Raw genomic sequence first — 19611 nt, forward strand, 5'->3', positions numbered from 1 at the left:
ACCATTTTTGGGCTCTTTATCTTAAAGTTAACAAATAGTACAATACTTGAAATTCCCGGACCAATTATTGACATGAAATTTATAAAAAAAATTAGAGAATTAAATAGAAAAAGAAATTATTTAAAGAAAAAGATGAAGTATAAAATTGCTTTATATAAAGCGACAAAAAAATGGCGTCGAATGCCAACAGAAAAGATTGCACCATCTAAAGTTCGCACAGCGCTGATGATCAGGAACGAAGGTAAGATTGGTGATGCTATAGTATCAACATGCATATTACGCGCGATGCATGAAGCTGGGATAAACATTGATGTTTTAGCGATAAAAGCAAATGAAATGATCTTCTCAGGTAATCCTTTTATCAGAAATCTTTATCTAACTGATGAAATGGATCCTCGGGATATGTATAACCATGCGATTCCCGATGATCTAATAATCACATTGAAAAACAACAATTATGATTTGATGATTGATACGGGTATCTGGGATACAGGCTTATACATGCCGAAGATGATACAAGCTATCTCACCTAAAATTTCATTAGGTTTCAATAAACAAAAGTGGCTATCGCATTACGACGTCAACATTGCATTTAATCACTATGAATCTCATGTTAAAGAGATTTATGCTGCGATTATGAATTACCTTGGCTTCCCTGATGCTTTGAATCAAAGGTATGAGGTATATTATAAGCAATCCATTTCAGACGAAGTTAAAGCAATCGATTTTTTTATAGGAGATAATAAAAAAGTCGTCATCAATATGTATGCAAGTCACGATGATAGAAATTTAACACCACAACAAACTAAAGAAATAATTAGTGGCATTCTATTAAAGAATAAAAATGTAGACATTGTCGTTCTGGATTATAAAAAAGCTTTCGTGAAAGACTTCTTCATTGGAGCAAAGGTATATCATGTGCCATCGCTATATCATGCTATGGCAGCGATAAACTTATCCGACCTGGTTATATCACCTGATACGGCTGTCGTCCATGTTGCAGCTTTGTATGACAAACCGCTAATTGGTATTTATCGTGATATCCCTGATAACAATAAATTATGGTCGCCAGGTTACAAAAATGGTCATCAAATATTCACGTCGACTTTTGTTGTTGGGGAAGATGTATCACTGGTCGATAACGTTTTAAACGCTATTGATAAGTTCAATCTAAATTAGAGGGATCAGGCATAGAGTAAACATTATAAATTCGCAAATTTTTTCAGTAATGCTTTCCGCTCTATGCCTGTTATTCCTTTTCAACGTAACGCCTAACTTAGCGTTATTCTAACGCTCATCAAACGGCACGCCGCCTTTTGACTTGTGATGTTTTGGCGTTTCGATGATGGAAACCGTCACTGAATTAGCGTCGATCTCAAACGAATCGGCCACCGCTGCGGTCACGGCTCTCAACAACTTCTTCTTCTGCTCAATCGTGCGACCTTCCGCCGCATACACAACAATTTCTGGCATCTCTGCTGCTCCTTAAAGTAAACGTTCGTTTTCAGCATACCGCAGCCAAAGCTCTGCGTGCAGCGTCAATCACCCATCTTCACCGGCAATCTGTGTTGAAATGTGTATTGTTATGTTATAACGTAATTAACTCTTTTAATATGTAGCGGTTTCAGTCGGAAATCATAATGAAATCAATGAAAAATTTGCTTATCGCTTCGGCGTTAGGCCTGGCTTCTTACGCCTCAATGGCGGCAGAACATCAGGGTAAACCAGTGCGCATTGCGGCGCCGTTTGAAATCAAAGGTACCGACCCAACGCTCTCCGGCGACATTCTGTTGCGTATGGATGTAGTGGAAACGCTGGTAGAAGTGAACGAACGCGCCGAGCCCATTCCGGCGCTGGCGCAGAGTTGGCAGGTTTCTAATGATGGTTTGCAATGGCAATTGCAGCTACGTCCCAACGTGCGTTTCCATGATGGATCGCCACTGGATGCGGCTGCGGTGGTGAAGTCACTTAACACCGCGCGCAGTAAAGCGGGCTTGCTGGATAAAACGCCGATCACCGCTATCAGCGGGGAAGGGCAACGCGTCACGATCACCTTGCGCGAACCTTTTACGCCGCTACTTTCGGTGTTAGCAGAAAGCCGTTCCCAGATTCTGGCATTGGCCAGTTGGGATGCGCAGGGCAACATTACCCGCATCATCGGTAGCGGGCCGTTTATGCTGACGTCGTTCCAGCCGCCGCAATCTTTGGCGGTTAAACGGTTTGACGATTACTGGGGCGAAAAGCCGGCAATTGCGGCCGCTAGCTATCTCTCTTCCGGACGCGCCGAAACCCGCGCCTTGCTGGCGGAAAGCGGCGACGCGGATTACGTATTCAATCTGGATGCCGCCAGCCGTCAGCGTTTAGCGCGCAAGCCGTCGCTGCAACTGCCCGCTATTCCGGTGCCGCGTACGCTAATGTTAAAACTCAATGCGGGCGATCCGCTGTTAGCTGAACAGCCGGTGCGTGCTGCCATCAGCATGGCGATTGACCGTAATGCGCTGGCGATGGCGGTGCTACGTTATCCGGGCGCGGCCAGTCAGTTATTCCCGCCGAATATGGGCGAATGGCACAACAGCGCACTGCAACCGCTACAGTTCAATCCGCAACTGGCGGCACAACAGCTGCAAGCGGCGGGCTGGAAATTAGGCGCGGACGGCGTGTTAACGCGCAACGGCCAGCGCTTCAGTGTAACGCTGCTGACGTTCCCCGATCGTCCCGAACTGCCGCTGATGGCGATGGTTATCCAGCAGCAGCTGCGTAAAGTCGGTATTGAGGTGAAGATCAACTCCACCAACGCCAGCGAAATTCCAGCGCAGCATCACAGCAATCGACTGCAACTGGCGCTGTTTTCTCGTAATTTTGCGCTCACGCCTGACCCAACCGGCACGTTACTGCAGGATTATGCGGAAAAGGGCGGCGACTGGGGCGCGATGAACTGGCATCCAGCCGGTTTCAGCGCAGCGTTGCACACCTTAACGCAATCCAACGATGCGGCCGAACGTGCGCAGGCGCGTAACCTTATCACCGCCTCCTTACAGCAGGATTTGCCGGTGCTTCCGATTGCCTGGTATCAGCAATCTGCCGCGATCAACAGCAAGTTGAAAAACGTCACGCTCGATCCGTTCGAGCGTCACTTTGGTCTGCGCCAGATGCAGTGGGAGCAATGATGATCAAGCTTTTAGGCTGGCGCTTAGCACAGGCGGCTTTCGTGGTGCTGGCGGTCGGTTTACTCACCTGGTTTTTGGTGCAGGCCTTGCCCGGCGATATGGCGTGGCGCATTGCCAGCGGTCGTTATGGCTACGATAGGGTGGATGCCAACGCGGTGGCGCTGGTACAGCAGGAACTGAGCGGCTCGTTGCAGCAGGGCAGCGCGTTGCTGCACTGGCTATTTGATCTGCTGCAGTTCAACTTTGGTCGTTCACTGGTTTCCGGCGAACCGGTGATGGATGAACTGCGCTGGCAGCTGAGTCAAACGCTGGCGCTGGCAGGAACATCACTGCTACTGACGATTCTCTTCACCTTGCCGCTTGGCATTTGGGCGGGATGTCACGCCAATGGCAAACTTGACCGCGCGTTGTTATGGCTGAGCGCGCTGCTGAAATCGGTGCCGCATTTTGCGCTTGGCATGCTGCTAATTGTCTTACTGGCGCTGCAGCTCGATTGGCTGCCCAGCGCCGGGCACGGCGAGCTGCGTCATTTTCTGTTGCCATCGTTAACGCTGGCATTGCCTTTAACCGCAGTGGGCGTGCGCGTAGTGCGTGAAGCCACTTATCAGGTGGTTATGTCAGGCTATTACCGCTGGGGCGCGCAGAAGGGATTAGTGCCTGCAAAGCTAATGCGTCGTCACGGCTTGCGAAATCTGGCATCGCCGGTGTTGACCTGGTTCGGTATGCAGTTTGTCTGGCTGGTGGAAGGTGTGGTGGTGGTGGAAACGCTGTTTGCCTGGCCCGGCATTGGTCACGCGCTGGTGCATGCCATCTTTGCCCGCGATGTGCCGGTGATCCAGGCCAGCGCCATGACGCTCGGACTGCTGTTCGTGCTGCTGAATATGCTGGTGGATGCGGGTTGTCATCTGCTTGATCCCCGAGGAGCACGAGCATGACAATTTCATTTTCGCGTCTTATTGGCCTGCTGTTGTTGTGCGTGCTGCTTGGCTTCGCCTTTCTGCTGCCTCTGATTCATCACGGCGATCCGCTGGAACAGGATCTGCTGCAGATGCTGCACGCGCCGAGCGGCGGCAATCTTCTCGGATTTGATCATTTGGGTCGCGACATGCTGCCGCGCCTCAGTGCAGCATTGCGCCTTTCGCTTGGCCTCGCTGCATTATGCGTGATGAGCGCGCTGCTCGCGGGGGTGCTGGCTGGCGTATTCAGCGCGCTGTATGGCGGTTGGTTGGATCGCCTGCTCAGCATGCTCGGCGACATGTGTCTGGCGCTGCCGGGATTGCTGTTGGTGCTGCTGCTAGCGGCGATTGCGCCGGATTCTCCCGGCATGTTGTGGCTGGGGATTTCGCTGGTGCTGTGGGTGGAATTCTTTCGCGTCACGCGTGCAACGCTGCGCCCAATTGTGCGTGCGCCCGGCATTCAGGCCTCAAAGCTGCTTGGTTTCACGGCGTTCTACCGTTTTCGTCGTCACCTGTGGCCCGCGTTAGCGCCGGTATTAACCACGTTGACACTGTTCTCTTTCAGCAGCGCCATCATGGCGGTATCGGCGCTTGGCTTTATCAGCGTCGGCGTTCGTCCGCCCACACCAGAACTGGGGTTGATGATGACCGAACTGTTGCCGTTCGCCTGGGAAGCGCCATGGTTGTTAATGCAGCCGGTAATCGCACTGTTTCTGCTGCTGATCAGCCTGAATCTGTTGATGAAAAAGGAGACTAAATGAAAGGATTGCAGGTTATCGGCATTAGCGTCACAACCGCCAGCGCCACGCTGGTGGAAGCGGTTGATTTCACCTTGCAGCCCGGCCAACCGCTGACCTTGCTGGGTGAAACCGGTTCGGGTAAAAGCCTGCTGGCGCAAGCGATCATGGGTATTTTGCCCGGCGATTTGCAGGCCAGCGGTACGCTGATCATCAACGAACAACGTTTTATACTGCCGCAGGATGCCGGATTGTTGCGCGAATTATGGGGCCGCACGTTAGCGTCGCTGCCGCAGGAGCCGTGGCTGTCGCTGGATCCCACCATGTCAGTGCAGCAGCAGGTTGCAGAAGGCTATCGCTTTGTACGCGGACAGACGAAAGCCGCCAGCGCAATCGCCGCGCGTCGCGATTTACAGCAGCTTGGTTTACAGGACGCGGCGCCGCGTTTTCCGTGGCAACTCTCCGGCGGGATGGCGCAACGTGCCGCGTTTGCCGCCGCACGTGCAGGCGGCGCGGAGATACTGATTGCCGATGAGCCAACCAAAGGGCTGGATGTGGCACGTCGCGATGAGGTTGCGGCTTTGCTGCGCCGCGAAGTGGCCGACGGCGGCACACTGCTCACCATCACCCACGACATCGCGCTGGCCCGTCAGTTGGGCGGTGAGGTTATCGTGATGCATAAAGGCAAGGTGATCGAGCAGGGCAGGGCGGAACAGGTGCTACATGCGCCGCAGCAGCGTTACACGCGTGAATTACTTGCCGCCGATCCCGCCGCCTGGCCTGCACGGCAACAAACCATTATTGGCAGCAAAGCGGTGGTGATTGCTGAGGGCATCCGCTTGCAGCGCGGCGGTAAACCGCTCGGCGTTCCGCAAAACTTCACGCTGCACGCCGGCGAAATCGTTGGATTACACGGTGCCAGCGGCAGCGGCAAAAGTAGCTTTGGAGATGTGTTGCTCGGTCTGTTAACGCCGCAGCAAGGCAAGGTTACGCGCCATGCGGCGGTCGATGCGCTGAAATACCAGAAGATTTATCAGGATCCGTCAGCGCTGTTTCCGCCGACCCGCACACTGGCGCAAAGCCTCGACGATGTGTTGCGCCGACATCGCATTGCCTCCACGCGGCGGGATGCGCTGATGGAACAACTGGCGCTGGCACCGGAACTGTTAACACGTCGACCCGATTCGCTGTCGGGCGGCGAGCTGCAGCGCTTCTCGCTGTTACGCGTGATGCTGCTGGATCCGGTATTTCTGTTTGCCGATGAACCCACATCGCGTCTTGATCCGCTGGTGCAGCAGCAAACCATCCAGCTCATCACCTCGCTGGCGCGCGAGCAACAGTGCGCGGTGTTGCTGGTGAGCCACGATCGCGATCTGCTGGAAAAGGGCACGCATCGAGTGATCGCGATGGAGGACGTCGCTTAACGCTCTGGCGGCTGGCTATCGCCGTGACCAAGTGAACGCTGCATCACCACGGTATCGAGCCAGCGGCCATGTTTAAATCCCACCGACTTCATGACACCGGTGTGCTCAAAACCGAGCGCCCGGTGTAATCCCAGCGATCCTGCATTCTCGCTATCGCCAATAATCGCGATGATTTGGCGAAATCCTGCCGCTTCCGCTAGCGCAATGGCTTTTTGCAACAGCGCGCGACCAATGCCTCTGCCGGTTTGCTGCTGATCGAGGTAAATCGAATCCTCCAGCGTAAAGCGATAGGCATAACGCGGGCGATACGGCGCCAGATAGCAGTAGCCCAGCACCTGATCATCCTCCTGCGCCACCAGCCAAAAACCGCCGCGCTGCTGCACATCCTGCACGCGATTCTGCATTTCGCTCGTCGAAGGCGGTTCGGTTTCAAAAGTCGCGGTGCCGTGCAGCACATGCCATGCGTAGATTTTCTGAATGGCAGCGGCGTGATGAGGTCGGGCGGGAATAATGTCCATATGTTCCTGATTCTTAGCGGAGAAAACCACAGCATGCCACTGCGCCGCACGCGAATCATCGGATTTAACAATAGGAAATTCTGATGGCTAACCTTCTGTGTCGTAGGGTCGCCATTCATGGCGACCTGGCCTAACTCACGCTCAATTCTGCTCCGATAATTGCACCGCCATAGTATCCGCCTCTAAAGCCTCGAAAACATGCGGTTCGTCGGCGGGATAGCAAATATAGTCGCCTGGATGCAGCTCGACCGGCGCATCGCGCGGTCCCACCAGCGCACGTCCACGGGCGATGATCACATGTTCCACCGAGCCCGGCGGATGCGGTTTTGAGTCGCGCGGTGCGCCAGGTTGGCTGGTGACCAGATAGAGATCGCGGCGTCCGCCGGGCGGGCAACTTGCTAGCAAGGCCGCCTGATAATCCGCCATCTCCGCTGAGACGATCATGCCTTCGCCACGACGAATTACCTGCAAACGCTTCACTTCCGGCTCCATCAAACGCGCGAAAGGAATATTCAACGCCACACACAGCGCCCACAACGTTTCAAGACTGGGATTACCGTTACCCGCTTCGAGCTGCGACAGCGTGGATTTGGCGATCCCGGCGCGACGCGCCACTTCTGTCAGTGAAAGCCCCGCGCGCTGGCGTTCGCGCAGTAATCCGACAGCAATAATATCAATTGGCGTGGTCAAACCCTCTCCTGTTCTTTATATCGAACGATTTGTTCGTCTTGTAAAACGATTCTGGCGCGTTCATTATAACGGCTTTCCTGTTCGATATGAGATCAAATTGTGATGCGTCTGGGTGCAGTGCCGCTTGATCGCGGAGTAATAAAAGCCATATTCCTGGTTTGTCTGGCCGACGGTATTGTCGGGCTTTCTTACGGTTCGCTAGCGGCGGCCGAAGGGTTTCCGCTGTGGGTGCCAATTGCGCTCTCAACGCTAGTGCTGGCAGGCGCGTCGGAATTCCTGTTTATCGGCATTGTGGCGGGCGGCGGCAGTCCGCTGACCGCAGCGGCGGCCGGTTTACTGGTCAACGCGCGTCATCTGCCGTTTGGTATCGCGGTAAAAGATCTTGTGGGTAAAGGCAGCCGCAGCCTGCTGGGATGCCACATCATGAACGATGAAAGCGTTGTGTTTGGTATTTCCCAACCAAAACTGGCGCAGCGTCGTGCCGCGTACTGGATTTGTGGTTTGGGCATTTTCACTATTTGGCCGCTGTCGGTGATTGGCGGTGCGTTGATCGGCCGCTTTATTCCCGATGTCTCGGCCATTGGTTTAGATGCGGTGTTCCCGGCGATCCTGATTGCCCTGATTTTCCCGGCGCTGCGTCAGCGTCGCACGCTGATCCCCGCTACGCTCGGCACCGCGCTGTCAGTGCTGGCAACGCCATTTGTGCCAGCGGGCATGCCGGTGCTGTTTTCATTGCTGGGATTACTGAGCTGGCGGGAGCGTAAAAATGCAAAATAACCTGATCATTGGCGGTATAGCGCTGCTGGCGGTGGGCACTTATGCGATCCGTTTCGCCGGTTATCGTCTGGGCAGCCGTATGCAGATGTCGGATCGCGCACGCAACATGCTGTCTGATGCCGCCACCGTTTTGCTGCTGGCGGTAGCTGTAACTACCGCACTGTTTGAAGGCACGCATTTTGCTGGTGTGGCGCGTATCGCCGGCGTGCTGTTTGCGGTGTTTTTGGCCTGGCGGCGCACACCGTTGATTCTGGTAATTATCGGTGCGGCGCTAATGACCGCGTTGCTACGCTACTTCGGCGTGCCCTGATCGCGCCAGGTTTGCGCGCGTAATTCATATAATAAACTGGCGGGTGCGCCTGGAACATCGTGAAACTGGTCGTAACAGCGCAGTCCCGCTTTCTCTAACACCCGCTGTGACGCGAAATGATCCGGGCGCACCGCCGCATCAATCACCGGAAGCTGGCATTCATCGAAGCCATAAGCGATCACCGTGCGGGCAAACTCGGTGGCGTAACCTTTTGTAGCCGGAATCGGCGTTATCTTCCTGATGAGTTTTGTTACTGTGATACTCCACGGATTACTAGCATAGAGGAAAACGTATGAAACCGCGTTTAGCCCGCTGTGATGAAACGGCCACGTTGTGGCGCATTCGCAACCTTGCCATTCGCCACGGTTGCCAGGCCGTTTATCCCGCTGATGTTATCAGCGCATGGACGCCCGATGCGTTACCGCACGGCTATTTTGAGGCGGTCAAAAGCAACCCGTTTTATGTGGTCGACGATGCTGAACATGGCGTCGCCGCGACCGGGTTTCTCGATCTGCACAGCGGCAGCGTTGAAGCGATCTTTACGTTGCCCGTTTGCAATGGCAAAGGTTATGCCAGTGCGATAATGCAGGCAATTATCGATGAAGCCTGTCAGCGTGGTTTTACTCAACTGACGCTTGCCGCCACGCCAAACGCCAGTGGCTTCTATCAGCGCCAGGGTTTTCGCGTGGTGCGTGAGGCACTTTATCCCTCAGCGCTGGCGCAAGCCGATCTTCCCTGCGTCGAAATGATCCGCGAGCTTTAAGGCTAAAATGACAAACAGTGCAAACAACATGGACCGCGCGAATATGGTAATTAACTGCGTAGCGTATCGCCACGGCAAGCGCGAAGAGCATGTCGATATCGCCGATATCAGTGAAGTATTAAAAGAAGAGAAATCCTTCGTCTGGATGGGTTTGTACCAACCTGAACCGGCTTTTATGCAGACGCTGCAGCAGGAGTTCAGTCTGCATGAACTGGCGATTGAAGATGCGCTGGTGGCACATCAGCGACCGAAGATCGAGCAGTACGGCGATTCGGTGTTTATTGTGGTGAAAACCGCCCACATGGACGAGCAGCAGCGCATCACTTTCGGCGAAACCCACTTCTTCCTCGGCAAAAACTTCCTGATCACTGTGCGTCACGGTTCTTCGGAAGGCTATGCAGATATCCGCACCAAAGCCGAAAAGAATCACGCGCTACTGTGTGAAGGGCCGGGTTATGCGCTCTACTGCATCCTCGATTTCATCGTTGATAACTACAGCAAAATCACCGAATCCCTCAACGATCGCATTAGCGGGTTGGAACAGGGCATGTTCACCACGCGTTTTGACAGCGATGCGCTGCAGAACGTTTATCATCTGCGTCGTGAACTGCTGGCGCTGCGTAACGCGGCGCTGCCGGTGACCGAAATCTGCCAGCAGCTGGTGCGCTTCCACGAAGATATCATCCCGAAAAATCTGCGCGCCTATCTGCGTGACGTGCAGGACCACGCGCATCACGTGATGATCGATGCCGAAGATATGCGCGAAATGCTCACCAGCGCGATGCAGGTCAATCTGGCGCTGGTGTCGGTGCAGCAAAGCGAAGTGAATAAAAAGCTCGCCGGTTGGGGTGCGATCCTGATTGTGCCGACCATCATTTTCAGCATGTACGGCATGAACTTCCCCGATATGCCGGAGCTGCATACCCACTTTGGTTATCCCGCAGTGGTGGGCGTAACCGTCGTTATCTGCTGCGTAATGTGGTGGCGGCTGAAAAAGGCCGGTTGGCTATAAACGTTAAATGCCTGCATTTTTTGCACAACTTCCTGCAACCCGGAGTGAAAGATGTCCTTTAATATTGGTCTTCTGCTGTTCCCCAACCTCACGCAACTCGATCTCACCGGTCCGTGGGAAGTGTTTGCCCGCATGCCCAACGTTAACAATTATCTGATTTGGAAAGATCGTCAGCCGGTGATGTCGGATCGCGGGCTGGCGGTCGTGCCAACCATGACCTTTGACGATTGTCCTCAACTCGATCTGATCTGCATTCCCGGCGGTCCCGGACAAATTGCGCTGATGGAGGATGACGAAACGCTGGATTTCGTGCGCCGCATGGCGGAAAACGCCAAGTGGGTGACATCGGTATGTACCGGTTCGCTGGTATTAGGTGCAGCGGGTTTATTGCAGGGATATCGCGCGACGTCACATTGGGGTTCGCTTGATCAGCTCAGCTTGCTCGGTGCCACGCCGGTAGCGGAACGTGTGGTGCGCGATCGCAACCGCATCACTGGCGCGGGCGTCACCTCGGGCATTGATTTCGCTTTAACCGTGGCGGAAGAGCTGCTTGGGCGTGAAACAGCGGAAAATATCCAGCTGCAGATGGAGTACGATCCGGCGCCGCCATTCCATTCCGGTTCGCCACGCAGTGCGTCGCCGGAACGGTTGGCCGAGGCACAAATCCAGATGCAGGATTTTATTGCCCGCCGACGTGCAGCGACCGAAAGTGCCGCAGCGCGGCTCAAGCGTGGCTGAGAAAACTGGCGATTTCAGCCTGAAATCGCCACGAGTTTTACTGCTTAATGTGCGCTGGCAGTAGGGCGCACGGTGATTTCACTGGTATCCACCTCGCCAGGCTGATCGATGGCCCAACTCACCGCTTTGGCAATCGCTTCCGGCTTGAGGGCAATCTGGCGATAGCTCTTCATCGCCTCACGCGCGGTGCTATCGCTGATGATATCCGCCAGTTCAGATTCCACCACGCCGGGATTGATCACCGTAACCCGCAGATGCTGCGACTCCTGACGCAGGCCATCGGAAATAGCGCGAACGGCGAACTTGGTGGCGCAATACACGGCGGCGGTTGGCGAAACAGTCAGTGCACCAATGGAGGCGATATTGATAATGTGACCTAACTGCTGCGCTTGCATGGTCGGCAGCACCGCAGCAATGCCATACAGCACACCGCGAATGTTGACGTCCAACATCAAATCCCATTCATCAACTTTCATTGAGCTCATCGGTGACAGTGGCATCACGCCCGCATTGTTGATCATCACATCAATACGGCCATATTTCTCCAGGGCAAAATCGGCCAGCTGCTGTGTATCGGCGCGCTGGGTGACGTCGGTGGCGAGATAATCCACGCTCGTGCCGCCAAAACGCAATTCATCACATAACGCCTGCAGACGATCGGTACGGCGCGCGCCGAGCACCAGCTGATGACCTTGTTGCGCCAGATGACGTGCAATGCTTTCGCCAATGCCGCTGCTGGCACCCGTCAAAATAATCACTTTCTTCACTGTGTTCATGATGCATTCCTCGTTGAGTTGACGAGGCTATTGTTGATAAATCACACAGTGCGCAACAGACCGGATTGTGGCGCATCTTTGCCTGATTCTCTCGTATGCATTGTGCAACCACGATTTACATAGCTATGCTTTGCCTGAATCTCTCTGAGGAACCACTCATGTCGCAAACCGTGCAACAGCGCACCTGCGCTTTACTCAGTCAGTTGGCGCGCCAGGAAGGCTATACCGAATCGCTGCTTGAGAGCGTGCGCTTTATGCGCGCCGATCGGCAGTGGGCACGCACGCCGGTATTGTATGATCCGAGCATCATTATTATTTGTCAGGGATCGAAACGTGCGTTTCTTGCAGACAAAATGTATCGCTACGACGCGCAACATTACCTGGTGTTGTCGGTACCGCTGCCGTTTTCTGCCGAGACGGAAGCCACATCAGAAGAGCCGCTGCTGGGCATCGCCATTCGTCTGGATGTTGCTATGGTGGCGCGGCTGGTGGCACAACTGGGCAACAGTGAAACGGCGGTAAGCGCTACGCCAGCGGGCATCATCTCAACACCGATCAACGAAACGCTGGCGGAGAGTACGCTGCGTTTGCTGGAAGCGTTGAGCGATCCGCTTGAAGCCAAAGTGTTGGGACCCGCGCGCGTCGAAGAGATCTGTTTTCGCGTATTGATGGGCGAGCAGGGCGGCGCGGTGCGTGCGGCGTTAACCTATCAAGGCCATTTTGGTCGTATCGCGCGTGCTTTGCAGCGCATCCATGCCGACTGGCGTCAGCCGCTGGATGTACCGCATCTGGCGAATGAAGCCGGGATGAGCGTGCCGCGTTTCCATCTGCATTTCAAAACCGTTACGCAAACCTCGCCGATTCAATATCTAAAATCGCTACGTTTGCATCAGGCGCGTTTAATGATGATCCGCGACAATCTCACCGCCGCAGGCGCAGCAGCGCGCGTCGGCTATGAAAGTGATTCGCAGTTTAATCGTGAGTTCAAACGGATGTTTGGTCGCAGTCCGGCAGAAGAGGCGCGGGAGATGAAGCGGGCGTTTGAGTTGTTACCGCCGGAGCAGCTGTCCGGCCGATTACAGGCGCATTAACTTAGCGAATGCTCATGATGGCAACGACCATCAAAATCCAGAATACCGCGCAGCCGGTAAACATCATTTTCCAAACTAAACGGCGTTCTACTGTCAGAAAAGCAGAAAAACGTGAACGTAAAATCGATTGCATAGCGACCTCAAATCAGAATTTTAGAAGAAAGTTTGTTGGCTGAAGTAAGAAATACCTGTCAGCGAATCAGACTATTCTGTCTTTTTGTGGGTAATGAAATCGACGAGACCAGTCTTGTTTTTTGCCTGGAATTTAAACCACAGATAAAGAAAAGCCGCACAGGGCGCGGATCCCTGTGCGGCTGAATTCCAGACATTTGCTGGCTAAACGTTACGCGTCACGCCGCCATCAACACGAATATTCTGAGCAGTAATATAGGCCGCGCCAGGCGATGCCAGGAAGGCGATGGTTGCTGCCACTTCTGCAGACGTACCGTAACGCTGTAATGGCACGCTGTCGCGACGTTCGTCGGTTTTCGGCAAGCTATCGATCCAGCCAGGCAGCACATTGTTGATGCGAATGTTATCGGCCGCGTAAGTATCGGCGAAGATTTTGGTGAAGGATGCCAGCCCGGCACGGAACACCGCTGAGGTTGGGAACATATCGGTTGGCTCGAACGTCCACGCGGATGAGATGTTGATAATGCTGCCGCCGCCCTGTTTCTGCATAACTGGCGTGACCAGACGCGTGGCGCGCACCACATTCAAAAAGTAGGTTTCCATGCCGAGCTGCCACTGCTCGTCGGTTAATTCCAGAATCGGCGCGCGCGGACCATGACCGGCGCTGTTCACCAGCACATCAATGCGGCCCCAACGCGCCAGCGTTTGATCCACCAGCTTCTGCAGATCTGCAACCGACAGATTGGAACCCGTCACGCCCAAACCACCCAGCCGCTCCGCCAGCGCTTCACCTTTGCCGGATGAAGAGAGGATCGCCACTTTAAAGCCGTCGCTCGCCAGTTTCTCCGCTGCTGCTGCACCCATGCCGCTGCCACCGGCAACGATTACTGCCACTTTTTCTACTGTCATTATTGATCTTCCTGTTAATTAAAAATCGATTAAATCCAGTATAAAAGGTAATTTTGGCAGCAGAGAGTCAGTCTGTTTGCCAATTGACGATAGGAAAACTACAGGATGAGCCAGGGATTCAGCGAGCTGCCGCCGCTTAATGCGTTGAAAGTGTTTGAAGCGGTGACGCGCCATTTGAATTTTCGCCTGGCGGCGGAAGAGTTAGGCGTGACGCAGGGCGCGGTGGCGCAACAAATTCGCGGTCTGGAAGCCAGCCTTGGGCTGAAATTGTTTGATCGATTGCCGCGCACGCTGGCGCTAACCGGCGCGGGTGCAGGTTATGCGGTCAGTATTCGCCAGGCGTTTGAATTGATCGATGAGGCCACGCGCACGCTGCGTCCGGAACCGAATCGCTTAACGTTGAGCGTCACACCCACCTTTGCCAGCCGCTGGATGCTGCCGCGCTTACCGGTTTTTACCGCCGCGTGGCCGGATATCGATCTGCGCGTGCTGGCTTCTGAGCGGCTGGTGCAGTTTCATCATGAAGGCGTCGATTTGGCGGTGCGCTACGGCAGGCCGCCGTTTGGCGTGGGTCTGGATGCCACTTTATTGTTTAGCCAAACGGTATTAGCGGTGGTGAGTCCGGCGCTGCTTGCCGAGCTGGGCGATCCGGCCGAAAGCGATAACTGTCTGCGCTACGCATTGCTGCACGATGGTCATCATCTTTGGCCCGCATTTCTGGCGTTTACCTTCCCGCATGTATCGCTACATCATCAGCATCACCTGCGTTTCAATCAAACCGCGCTGGCGCTGGAAGCGGCGATCAGCGGGCAGGGCATTGCGCTCACCAGTCCGCATTTCGTGCAGAACGATCTGGCCAGCGGACGTTTGGTGCCGACGTTTGCGCAGCAAATGACCATGGATGCCGGTTGGTATCTGGTGTGGCCGCGCCGTCCGCGCGAACAAGCACCGGTGATGGCGGTGCGCGAATGGCTTTTAGCGCAAGTGAGCGGCTGATTATTGTTCAATAACGAAATCAGTAAAACTGATGATCCGCATGGGATCATGAATGTTATAACTGCTTAATGATGCAGATGTGGGGTTTTATCCTGTCAAGGCAGTGAATTAGAAAAATATCGCGAAAATTCAGCAAGTAAAGCGAAGGATTGCGCGTTGCATTCTGTCGGATGCTGTGAATAAATACGGAGTCAATTTTAATAAAAATGCCATAAAGGCCAGGCTCGCGCCTGAATAAAGATCTTTGCATATGACCGATCATAAAGATGTTTTAGCCAGGGACATCAGCGCCAAAAGCGAAAGCATGCAGGCGCATCTCATCGCCATTCGCCGTGACATTCACGCGCATCCGGAGCTGGGTTTCGACACCATTCGCACTGCCCACATCGTCGAGCAGGAGCTGCTGCGCCTGGGCCTGACGCCGAAAACCGGCGTCGGCAGAACCGGCGTGATGGTTGATATTGTCGGCGCGCATCCTGGTAAAACCGTGCTATTACGCGCGGATATGGATGCATTGCCAATCCATGAACAAACCGGTTTACCTTTCAGCAGCCAATATCCCGGCAAAATGCACGCCTGCGGCCACGATATTCACACCGCGACGATGCTCGGCGTGGCGGCGATTGTGCCGCACTATCGCGCGCAGTTGCATGGCACTTTGCGATTGATTTTCCAGCCAGCAGAAGAGACGCCCGATAGCGGTGCCGAAGCGATGATCGCCGATGGCGCGGCAGATGGTGTCGATCTTGCCATCACGCTGCACAACAAACCGGAACTGGCTGCCGGCGAAATTGGCTTAACGCGCGGTGCCAGCACCGCTTCAAGCGACGAGTTTGATGTGGTGGTGCACGGAAAATCAACGCACGCCGCGCGTCCGCATATGGGAACCGATCCGATCATTGCCGCCGTCAATCTGGTGAGCCAGCTGCAAACCATTATTTCGCGCGAGCTCGATCCCGCCAACTCGGCGGTGCTGACCATCGGCCACATTCATGGCGGCAGCACACACAACATCATTTCCGATAGCTGCCTGATTCAGGGCACGGTGCGCGCCAAATCACCGGCGGCGCGTGCGCATATCGAAGAAGCGTTCAAACGTATTTGCGCGGGCGTCGCGCTGTCGCTGAATGTGCGCGTTGAGGTCAATTATCAGCGCGGCGTACCGCCGTTAATGAACGACGATGCGCTGATTGATGCGCTGGAACCGATTTTGTCGCATCAGTTTGGTAAAGCCATTGTTGCCAAGCCGAGCGCCAGCTTTGGTGCTGAAGATTTCTCGCTGTTTACCGAGCGCGCGCCAGGTTGCCAGATCCACATTGGATCCGGCGCACCGGGACGCGACGACCATCTGCATAATTCGGATTACCAACCCGACGAGCGCAGTATCCATGCCGGCACGCAGGCATTAGCCCGTTTAGCCATTGATTTACTCTCTTAAAATAACGAACTTCGAGGTTTTCTGATGATGCGTAAAGGACTGTTAACCGCTTCTGTGGGCATGCTGCTGCTTGCCTCTTCCGCTCTGGTGCAGGCAAAAGATTTTGGCACGCTGAAATTCGCCACTGAAGCCGCCTATCCGCCGTTTAACCAATCCACACCTAACGGCAAAATCGTCGGTTATGAGCCGGATATGGTGGCTGAAATCGCTAAACGTGCCGGTTTCAAATACGAAATCGTGGCGCAGAAATGGTCCGGTATGATTCCGGGTTTAGTTGATGGCAAATATGATGCGGTGATCGATGCCGTGACCGTCACGCCGAAGCGTGAAGAAGTGGTGGATTTCTCACGCCAGTACACCGTGAGTGTTTCAGGTTTCGTCACTCTGAAGGGCAGCGCGGTTGATACCTTGCCAGGCAATGGCGAAGTGGTGCTGGCGGATGACGAAGCTGGCATGACCAAATCTATCGATGCTTTGAAAGCCAAATTCAAAGGCAAAACCATCGCGGTGCAGGTTGCCACCATTCAGGCGGATTTCCTCAACAAATATCTGGCGGATGTGGCGACGATTCGCACTTATCAGGCTGGCCCGGAAACTTTCGCCGATCTGCTGAACGGCCGCGTTGATGCGGTAATGGCGTCACGCACCAACCTGAATGCCTATGTGAAAAAGCATGCGGATACCGTGAACAGTACCGGTTACGGTTTCTCGGGCGGCGTGTTGGGTCAGGGTTCAGCTATCGCGATTCAGAAAAACAATCCTGAGCTGAAGGCGGCGCTGGATAACGCGTTAAATTCAATGATCAAAGATGGCACGCTGAAGCAGCTGTCTGAAAAATGGTTCGGCGAAAACGTCGCACCTAAAGAGTAATTCCAGGCGCTTATGGCTATTGATTGGCAAATCTTAGGTTTTGGTGACGAAGGTTGGGGCGGCGTGTTGCTTAACGCCGCCACGGTGACCGTCACCGTTTCATTGTGTGCATGGCTGCTGGGCGCAATTCTCGGCAGCCTGTTGTGTTGGATGCAGATTGGTGGCGGGCGCTGGCAACAGCGTCTTGCCAACGGTTACATCACGCTGTTTCGTGGTGTGCCGGAGCTGCTGGTGATCTACCTGTTCTATTTTGGTGGACGTCAGGTGGTGTCGTTTGTCGGGGAAAGTCTTGGCCTGCAAGGACCGTTTGATGTGAACGGCTTTGTAGCGGGAGCGATTGCCATCGGCCTGATCTCCGGCGCCTATCAAAGTAGTGTGTTCCGCGGCGCGTTCTACGCGATCCCGAAAGGCACGCTGGAAGCCGCAACGGTAACTGGCATGGGCCGTTTGATGCTGTTCCGCCGCATGATTGTGCCGCAGGCGCTGAAAACCGCGCTGCCGGGCATGGGAAATCAGTGGCAATCGGTAATCAAAGAGTCGGCGCTGGTATCGGTCACTGGCTTAGTGGAAACCATGAACCAGATCTCCACCGCCTCGAACTCGACGCAAATGCCGTTCTTCTTCTACAGCGTTGGCGCGGTGATCTACCTGATCATCACCACCTGTTCCGATTTTGTTTTCCGCTATGTGGAAAAAGTGGCCATGCGCGGACAACAACGCGCGCGGTTGTAAGGAGCCACGATGGATGTCACTTTCCTGCAGCACACCTTAGCTGCGTTGCTGCGCGGCCTGCCGCTGACGCTGAATCTGGCGCTGTTATCGTTGTTGGGTGGCGGCGTGCTGGCGCTGCTGCTCAATCTGCTGCGCCAGAATCGCTTCGGAAGCTACGTTACGCGTTTCTACGTCTGGGCGTTTCGCGGCACGCCGCTGCTGATTCAGATCTTCATGATCTATTACGGCCTCGGCAGCTTGCCAGCGGTGCGCGAAAGCGTGCTGTGGCCGCTGCTGCGCGATCCTTACTGGTGCGGGTTGATTGCGTTGATTCTTAACGATGCGGCTTACACTTCGGAGATTCTGCGCGGTGGGCTTAACGCGGTTAGCGTGCAGTCGCTGGAAGCGGCCAAAGTGAGCGGCATGTCGCGCTTCACCACGCTGCGTCGCATTACGCTGCCGCTGGCGGTGCGCCAGGCATTGCCGGCTTACAGCAATGAAATTATCTCGATGATCAAATCGACCTCGCTGGTCAGCACCATCAGTTTGATGGAGATGACCGGCATCGCTGATTCCATTGTCTCTGAGACTTTCCGCGCGCTGGAGGTGTTTATCAGCGCGGCGATTATCTATCTGCTACTGACCGTGCTGGTGAGTAAAGCGGTGGCGCTGCTGGAGCGCCGTTTGTCCCCTTATCACGTTGGAGCACGTCCATGAGTAAACCCACTATCGCCCTGAGTCATCTCAGAAAAAGTTATAGCGGGCACGAAGTGCTGCACGATATCAGCCTGACGGCGCAGGATGGCGACGTGATTTCGCTAATCGGTGCCAGCGGTTCAGGCAAAAGTACTTTGTTACGCTGCATTCCGTTTTTAGAAGTGCCGCAGGGCGGGGAAATTGCGGTGGGTGACGAAGTGGTCACTATCGATAATCCCGACGAGAAGCTCAGCCGCGAGCAGCAGCGTCGTATCAAGCTGATGCGCATGCAACTCGGTTTTGTCTTCCAGAGCTTCAATCTGTGGCCGCATAAAACTGTACTGCAGAACATCATCGAAGCGCCGATTCATGTGCAGAAGCGCAGTAGCAAAGAGGCGATTGAAGAAGCCGAAGCGCTGCTGCAAAAAGTGGGTCTGTACGAAAAGCGCAACGCGTGGCCATCGCAGCTTTCGGGTGGTCAGCAACAGCGCGTGGCGATTGCCCGTGCGCTGGCGCAGCAGCCGAAGGCGATTCTGTTTGATGAGCCGACTTCAGCGCTTGATCCCGAGCTGGTGGGCGAAGTGCTGCGCGTGATTCGCAGCCTGGCGGAAGAGGGGCGCACCATGATTATCGTCACGCATGAAATGGGCTTTGCGCGTGATGTCTCGAACAAAGCGGTGTTTCTGCATCAGGGCAAAATCGAAGAAGCCGGTTCGCCACAGCAAGTGTTCAGCGATCCCATCTCCGCGCGCTGTCGCGCATTTGTAAGTAGTCACTTACAGCGCAATAGCTAACAATAATTCCCTTTCCCTGTGCACCAGCTATGTGAGTGAGCTGGTGCGCCTTATGTTTTCCCTTTATTTCCTCTTAATCAAAGCCATTGCTGTTGCAGCGGGTGGT

Annotated in this window: 23 protein-coding genes; 17 read left to right on the plus strand and 6 right to left on the minus strand. The window is 54.6% G+C overall.

What is annotated here, in order from left to right; genetic code table 11:
• Positions 1-72: 72 nt before the first annotated feature.
• Positions 73-1179 carry a glycosyltransferase family 9 protein gene (locus FHW71_RS17090; RefSeq protein WP_179452445.1) on the plus strand — a complete coding sequence of 369 codons (1107 nt, stop codon included), beginning with the start codon at positions 73-75 and terminating at the stop codon, positions 1177-1179.
• A 108-nt stretch (positions 1180-1287) separates the two neighbouring features.
• Here the strand turns inward: FHW71_RS17090 and FHW71_RS17095 are convergent, their stop codons facing one another.
• Positions 1288-1473 (minus strand): tautomerase family protein, encoded by a 186-nt coding sequence (locus FHW71_RS17095; protein ID WP_008109189.1) that lies wholly within the window; start codon positions 1471-1473, stop codon positions 1288-1290.
• Positions 1474-1649: 176 nt separating this feature from the next.
• Between FHW71_RS17095 and FHW71_RS17100 the strand changes: the two genes are divergently transcribed.
• Genes FHW71_RS17100 through FHW71_RS17115 form a run of 4 tightly spaced genes read left to right on the plus strand, consistent with a single transcriptional unit; the run spans position 1650 to position 6284 of the window.
• On the plus strand, positions 1650-3167 hold the full coding sequence (locus FHW71_RS17100; protein WP_286176306.1) for an ABC transporter substrate-binding protein: 1518 nt from the start codon (positions 1650-1652) through the stop codon (positions 3165-3167).
• Positions 3167-4102, plus strand: coding sequence for an ABC transporter permease (locus FHW71_RS17105; RefSeq protein WP_179452443.1), 936 nt, complete (start codon positions 3167-3169; stop codon positions 4100-4102). The genes FHW71_RS17100 and FHW71_RS17105 overlap by 1 nt, the downstream gene beginning before the upstream one ends.
• Positions 4099-4884 carry an ABC transporter permease gene (locus tag FHW71_RS17110; protein WP_179452442.1) on the plus strand — a complete coding sequence of 262 codons (786 nt, stop codon included), beginning with the start codon at positions 4099-4101 and terminating at the stop codon, positions 4882-4884. Before FHW71_RS17105 ends, FHW71_RS17110 begins: the two co-directional genes overlap by 4 nt.
• On the plus strand, positions 4881-6284 hold the full coding sequence (locus tag FHW71_RS17115; RefSeq protein ID WP_179452441.1) for an ATP-binding cassette domain-containing protein: 1404 nt from the start codon (positions 4881-4883) through the stop codon (positions 6282-6284). The genes FHW71_RS17110 and FHW71_RS17115 overlap by 4 nt, the downstream gene beginning before the upstream one ends.
• Here the strand turns inward: FHW71_RS17115 and FHW71_RS17120 are convergent.
• Together FHW71_RS17120 and FHW71_RS17125 are read right to left on the minus strand one after the other, a co-directional pair.
• On the minus strand, positions 6281-6802 hold the full coding sequence (locus FHW71_RS17120; protein WP_154156629.1) for a GNAT family N-acetyltransferase: 522 nt from the start codon (positions 6800-6802) through the stop codon (positions 6281-6283). The two genes, FHW71_RS17115 and FHW71_RS17120, sit on opposite strands and share 4 nt — an antisense overlap.
• A gap of 141 nt (positions 6803-6943) precedes the next feature.
• Entirely contained in the window at positions 6944-7492 is a 549-nt protein-coding gene (locus tag FHW71_RS17125; RefSeq protein ID WP_061719009.1) for an XRE family transcriptional regulator, read from the minus strand.
• 102 nt (positions 7493-7594) lie between these two features.
• Between FHW71_RS17125 and FHW71_RS17130 the strand changes: the two genes are divergently transcribed.
• Complete coding sequence (locus FHW71_RS17130) at positions 7595-8269, plus strand: AzlC family ABC transporter permease (RefSeq protein WP_179452440.1); 675 nt, start codon at positions 7595-7597, stop codon at positions 8267-8269.
• Positions 8259-8579 (plus strand): AzlD domain-containing protein, encoded by a 321-nt coding sequence (locus tag FHW71_RS17135; RefSeq protein WP_008109204.1) that lies wholly within the window; start codon positions 8259-8261, stop codon positions 8577-8579. The genes FHW71_RS17130 and FHW71_RS17135 overlap by 11 nt, the downstream gene beginning before the upstream one ends.
• On the opposite strand, the gene FHW71_RS17140 is transcribed toward FHW71_RS17135, so the two are convergent.
• Positions 8561-8839: a GNAT family N-acetyltransferase gene (locus FHW71_RS17140; protein ID WP_353620999.1), complete on the minus strand. Its 279-nt coding sequence runs from the start codon at positions 8837-8839 to the stop codon at positions 8561-8563. The genes FHW71_RS17135 and FHW71_RS17140 overlap by 19 nt on opposite strands.
• Before the next feature lie 32 nt (positions 8840-8871).
• On the opposite strand from FHW71_RS17140, the gene FHW71_RS17145 reads away from it, so the two are divergent.
• From FHW71_RS17145 to FHW71_RS17155, 3 genes are read left to right on the plus strand one after another with little or no spacing between them, the layout of a single operon-like run.
• Positions 8872-9342 carry a GNAT family N-acetyltransferase gene (locus tag FHW71_RS17145; protein WP_179452439.1) on the plus strand — a complete coding sequence of 157 codons (471 nt, stop codon included), beginning with the start codon at positions 8872-8874 and terminating at the stop codon, positions 9340-9342.
• Positions 9343-9385: 43 nt separating this feature from the next.
• On the plus strand, positions 9386-10354 hold the full coding sequence (corA, locus tag FHW71_RS17150; protein ID WP_081113251.1) for a magnesium/cobalt transporter CorA: 969 nt from the start codon (positions 9386-9388) through the stop codon (positions 10352-10354).
• Positions 10355-10405: 51 nt separating this feature from the next.
• Positions 10406-11092: a DJ-1/PfpI family protein gene (locus tag FHW71_RS17155; RefSeq protein ID WP_061719013.1), complete on the plus strand. Its 687-nt coding sequence runs from the start codon at positions 10406-10408 to the stop codon at positions 11090-11092.
• Positions 11093-11136: 44 nt separating this feature from the next.
• On the opposite strand, the gene FHW71_RS17160 is transcribed toward FHW71_RS17155, so the two are convergent.
• A complete protein-coding gene (locus FHW71_RS17160; RefSeq protein ID WP_179452438.1) occupies positions 11137-11868 on the minus strand; it encodes an SDR family oxidoreductase in 732 nt (243 codons plus the stop codon).
• Between the two features lie 158 nt (positions 11869-12026).
• Here FHW71_RS17160 and FHW71_RS17165 point away from each other — a divergent pair, with 158 nt between their 5' ends.
• Positions 12027-12959 carry an AraC family transcriptional regulator gene (locus tag FHW71_RS17165; RefSeq protein ID WP_179452437.1) on the plus strand — a complete coding sequence of 311 codons (933 nt, stop codon included), beginning with the start codon at positions 12027-12029 and terminating at the stop codon, positions 12957-12959.
• A gap of 336 nt (positions 12960-13295) precedes the next feature.
• Here FHW71_RS17165 and FHW71_RS17170 read toward each other — a convergent pair whose 3' ends face one another.
• Complete coding sequence (locus tag FHW71_RS17170) at positions 13296-14000, minus strand: SDR family oxidoreductase (RefSeq protein ID WP_179452436.1); 705 nt, start codon at positions 13998-14000, stop codon at positions 13296-13298.
• Between the two features lie 105 nt (positions 14001-14105).
• Here FHW71_RS17170 and FHW71_RS17175 point away from each other — a divergent pair, with 105 nt between their 5' ends.
• The 6 genes from FHW71_RS17175 (at position 14106) to FHW71_RS17200 (ending at position 19505) form a co-directional block, all read left to right on the plus strand.
• Entirely contained in the window at positions 14106-14996 is an 891-nt protein-coding gene (locus FHW71_RS17175; protein ID WP_179452435.1) for a LysR substrate-binding domain-containing protein, read from the plus strand.
• A gap of 250 nt (positions 14997-15246) precedes the next feature.
• Positions 15247-16434 (plus strand): M20 family metallopeptidase, encoded by a 1188-nt coding sequence (locus tag FHW71_RS17180; protein WP_061719019.1) that lies wholly within the window; start codon positions 15247-15249, stop codon positions 16432-16434.
• Positions 16435-16455: 21 nt separating this feature from the next.
• Positions 16456-17304: a transporter substrate-binding domain-containing protein gene (locus FHW71_RS17185; protein ID WP_179452590.1), complete on the plus strand. Its 849-nt coding sequence runs from the start codon at positions 16456-16458 to the stop codon at positions 17302-17304.
• Between the two features lie 12 nt (positions 17305-17316).
• Positions 17317-18036 carry an ABC transporter permease subunit gene (locus FHW71_RS17190; protein ID WP_008109228.1) on the plus strand — a complete coding sequence of 240 codons (720 nt, stop codon included), beginning with the start codon at positions 17317-17319 and terminating at the stop codon, positions 18034-18036.
• Between the two features lie 9 nt (positions 18037-18045).
• Positions 18046-18732: an ABC transporter permease subunit gene (locus tag FHW71_RS17195; protein WP_179452434.1), complete on the plus strand. Its 687-nt coding sequence runs from the start codon at positions 18046-18048 to the stop codon at positions 18730-18732.
• Complete coding sequence (locus tag FHW71_RS17200) at positions 18729-19505, plus strand: ATP-binding cassette domain-containing protein (RefSeq protein ID WP_061719023.1); 777 nt, start codon at positions 18729-18731, stop codon at positions 19503-19505. Before FHW71_RS17195 ends, FHW71_RS17200 begins: the two co-directional genes overlap by 4 nt.
• Positions 19506-19611 lie beyond the last annotated feature (106 nt).

It is taken from the genome of Enterobacter sp. Sphag1F, from assembly GCF_014193275.1.
Classification (GTDB): Bacteria; Pseudomonadota; Gammaproteobacteria; order Enterobacterales; family Enterobacteriaceae; genus Pantoea; species Pantoea symbiotica.

Coding starts and splice junctions, on each gene's coding strand:
- FHW71_RS17105 (WP_179452443.1), top strand. CDS start 3,167: ATGATCAAGCTTTTAGGCTGGCGCTTAGCACAGGCGGCTTTCGTGGTG.
- FHW71_RS17200 (WP_061719023.1), top strand. CDS start 18,729: ATGAGTAAACCCACTATCGCCCTGAGTCATCTCAGAAAAAGTTATAGC.
- FHW71_RS17155 (WP_061719013.1), top strand. CDS start 10,406: ATGTCCTTTAATATTGGTCTTCTGCTGTTCCCCAACCTCACGCAACTC.
- corA (WP_081113251.1), top strand. CDS start 9,386: ATGGTAATTAACTGCGTAGCGTATCGCCACGGCAAGCGCGAAGAGCAT.
- FHW71_RS17110 (WP_179452442.1), top strand. CDS start 4,099: ATGACAATTTCATTTTCGCGTCTTATTGGCCTGCTGTTGTTGTGCGTG.
- FHW71_RS17095 (WP_008109189.1), bottom strand. CDS start 1,473: ATGCCAGAAATTGTTGTGTATGCGGCGGAAGGTCGCACGATTGAGCAG.
- FHW71_RS17145 (WP_179452439.1), top strand. CDS start 8,872: ATGAAACCGCGTTTAGCCCGCTGTGATGAAACGGCCACGTTGTGGCGC.
- FHW71_RS17135 (WP_008109204.1), top strand. CDS start 8,259: ATGCAAAATAACCTGATCATTGGCGGTATAGCGCTGCTGGCGGTGGGC.
- FHW71_RS17130 (WP_179452440.1), top strand. CDS start 7,595: ATGCGTCTGGGTGCAGTGCCGCTTGATCGCGGAGTAATAAAAGCCATA.
- FHW71_RS17090 (WP_179452445.1), top strand. CDS start 73: ATGAAATTTATAAAAAAAATTAGAGAATTAAATAGAAAAAGAAATTAT.
- FHW71_RS17190 (WP_008109228.1), top strand. CDS start 17,317: ATGGCTATTGATTGGCAAATCTTAGGTTTTGGTGACGAAGGTTGGGGC.
- FHW71_RS17100 (WP_286176306.1), top strand. CDS start 1,650: ATGAAAAATTTGCTTATCGCTTCGGCGTTAGGCCTGGCTTCTTACGCC.
- FHW71_RS17165 (WP_179452437.1), top strand. CDS start 12,027: ATGTCGCAAACCGTGCAACAGCGCACCTGCGCTTTACTCAGTCAGTTG.
- FHW71_RS17195 (WP_179452434.1), top strand. CDS start 18,046: ATGGATGTCACTTTCCTGCAGCACACCTTAGCTGCGTTGCTGCGCGGC.
- FHW71_RS17175 (WP_179452435.1), top strand. CDS start 14,106: ATGAGCCAGGGATTCAGCGAGCTGCCGCCGCTTAATGCGTTGAAAGTG.
- FHW71_RS17170 (WP_179452436.1), bottom strand. CDS start 14,000: ATGACAGTAGAAAAAGTGGCAGTAATCGTTGCCGGTGGCAGCGGCATG.
- FHW71_RS17115 (WP_179452441.1), top strand. CDS start 4,881: ATGAAAGGATTGCAGGTTATCGGCATTAGCGTCACAACCGCCAGCGCC.
- FHW71_RS17160 (WP_179452438.1), bottom strand. CDS start 11,868: ATGAACACAGTGAAGAAAGTGATTATTTTGACGGGTGCCAGCAGCGGC.
- FHW71_RS17180 (WP_061719019.1), top strand. CDS start 15,247: ATGACCGATCATAAAGATGTTTTAGCCAGGGACATCAGCGCCAAAAGC.
- FHW71_RS17120 (WP_154156629.1), bottom strand. CDS start 6,802: ATGGACATTATTCCCGCCCGACCTCATCACGCCGCTGCCATTCAGAAA.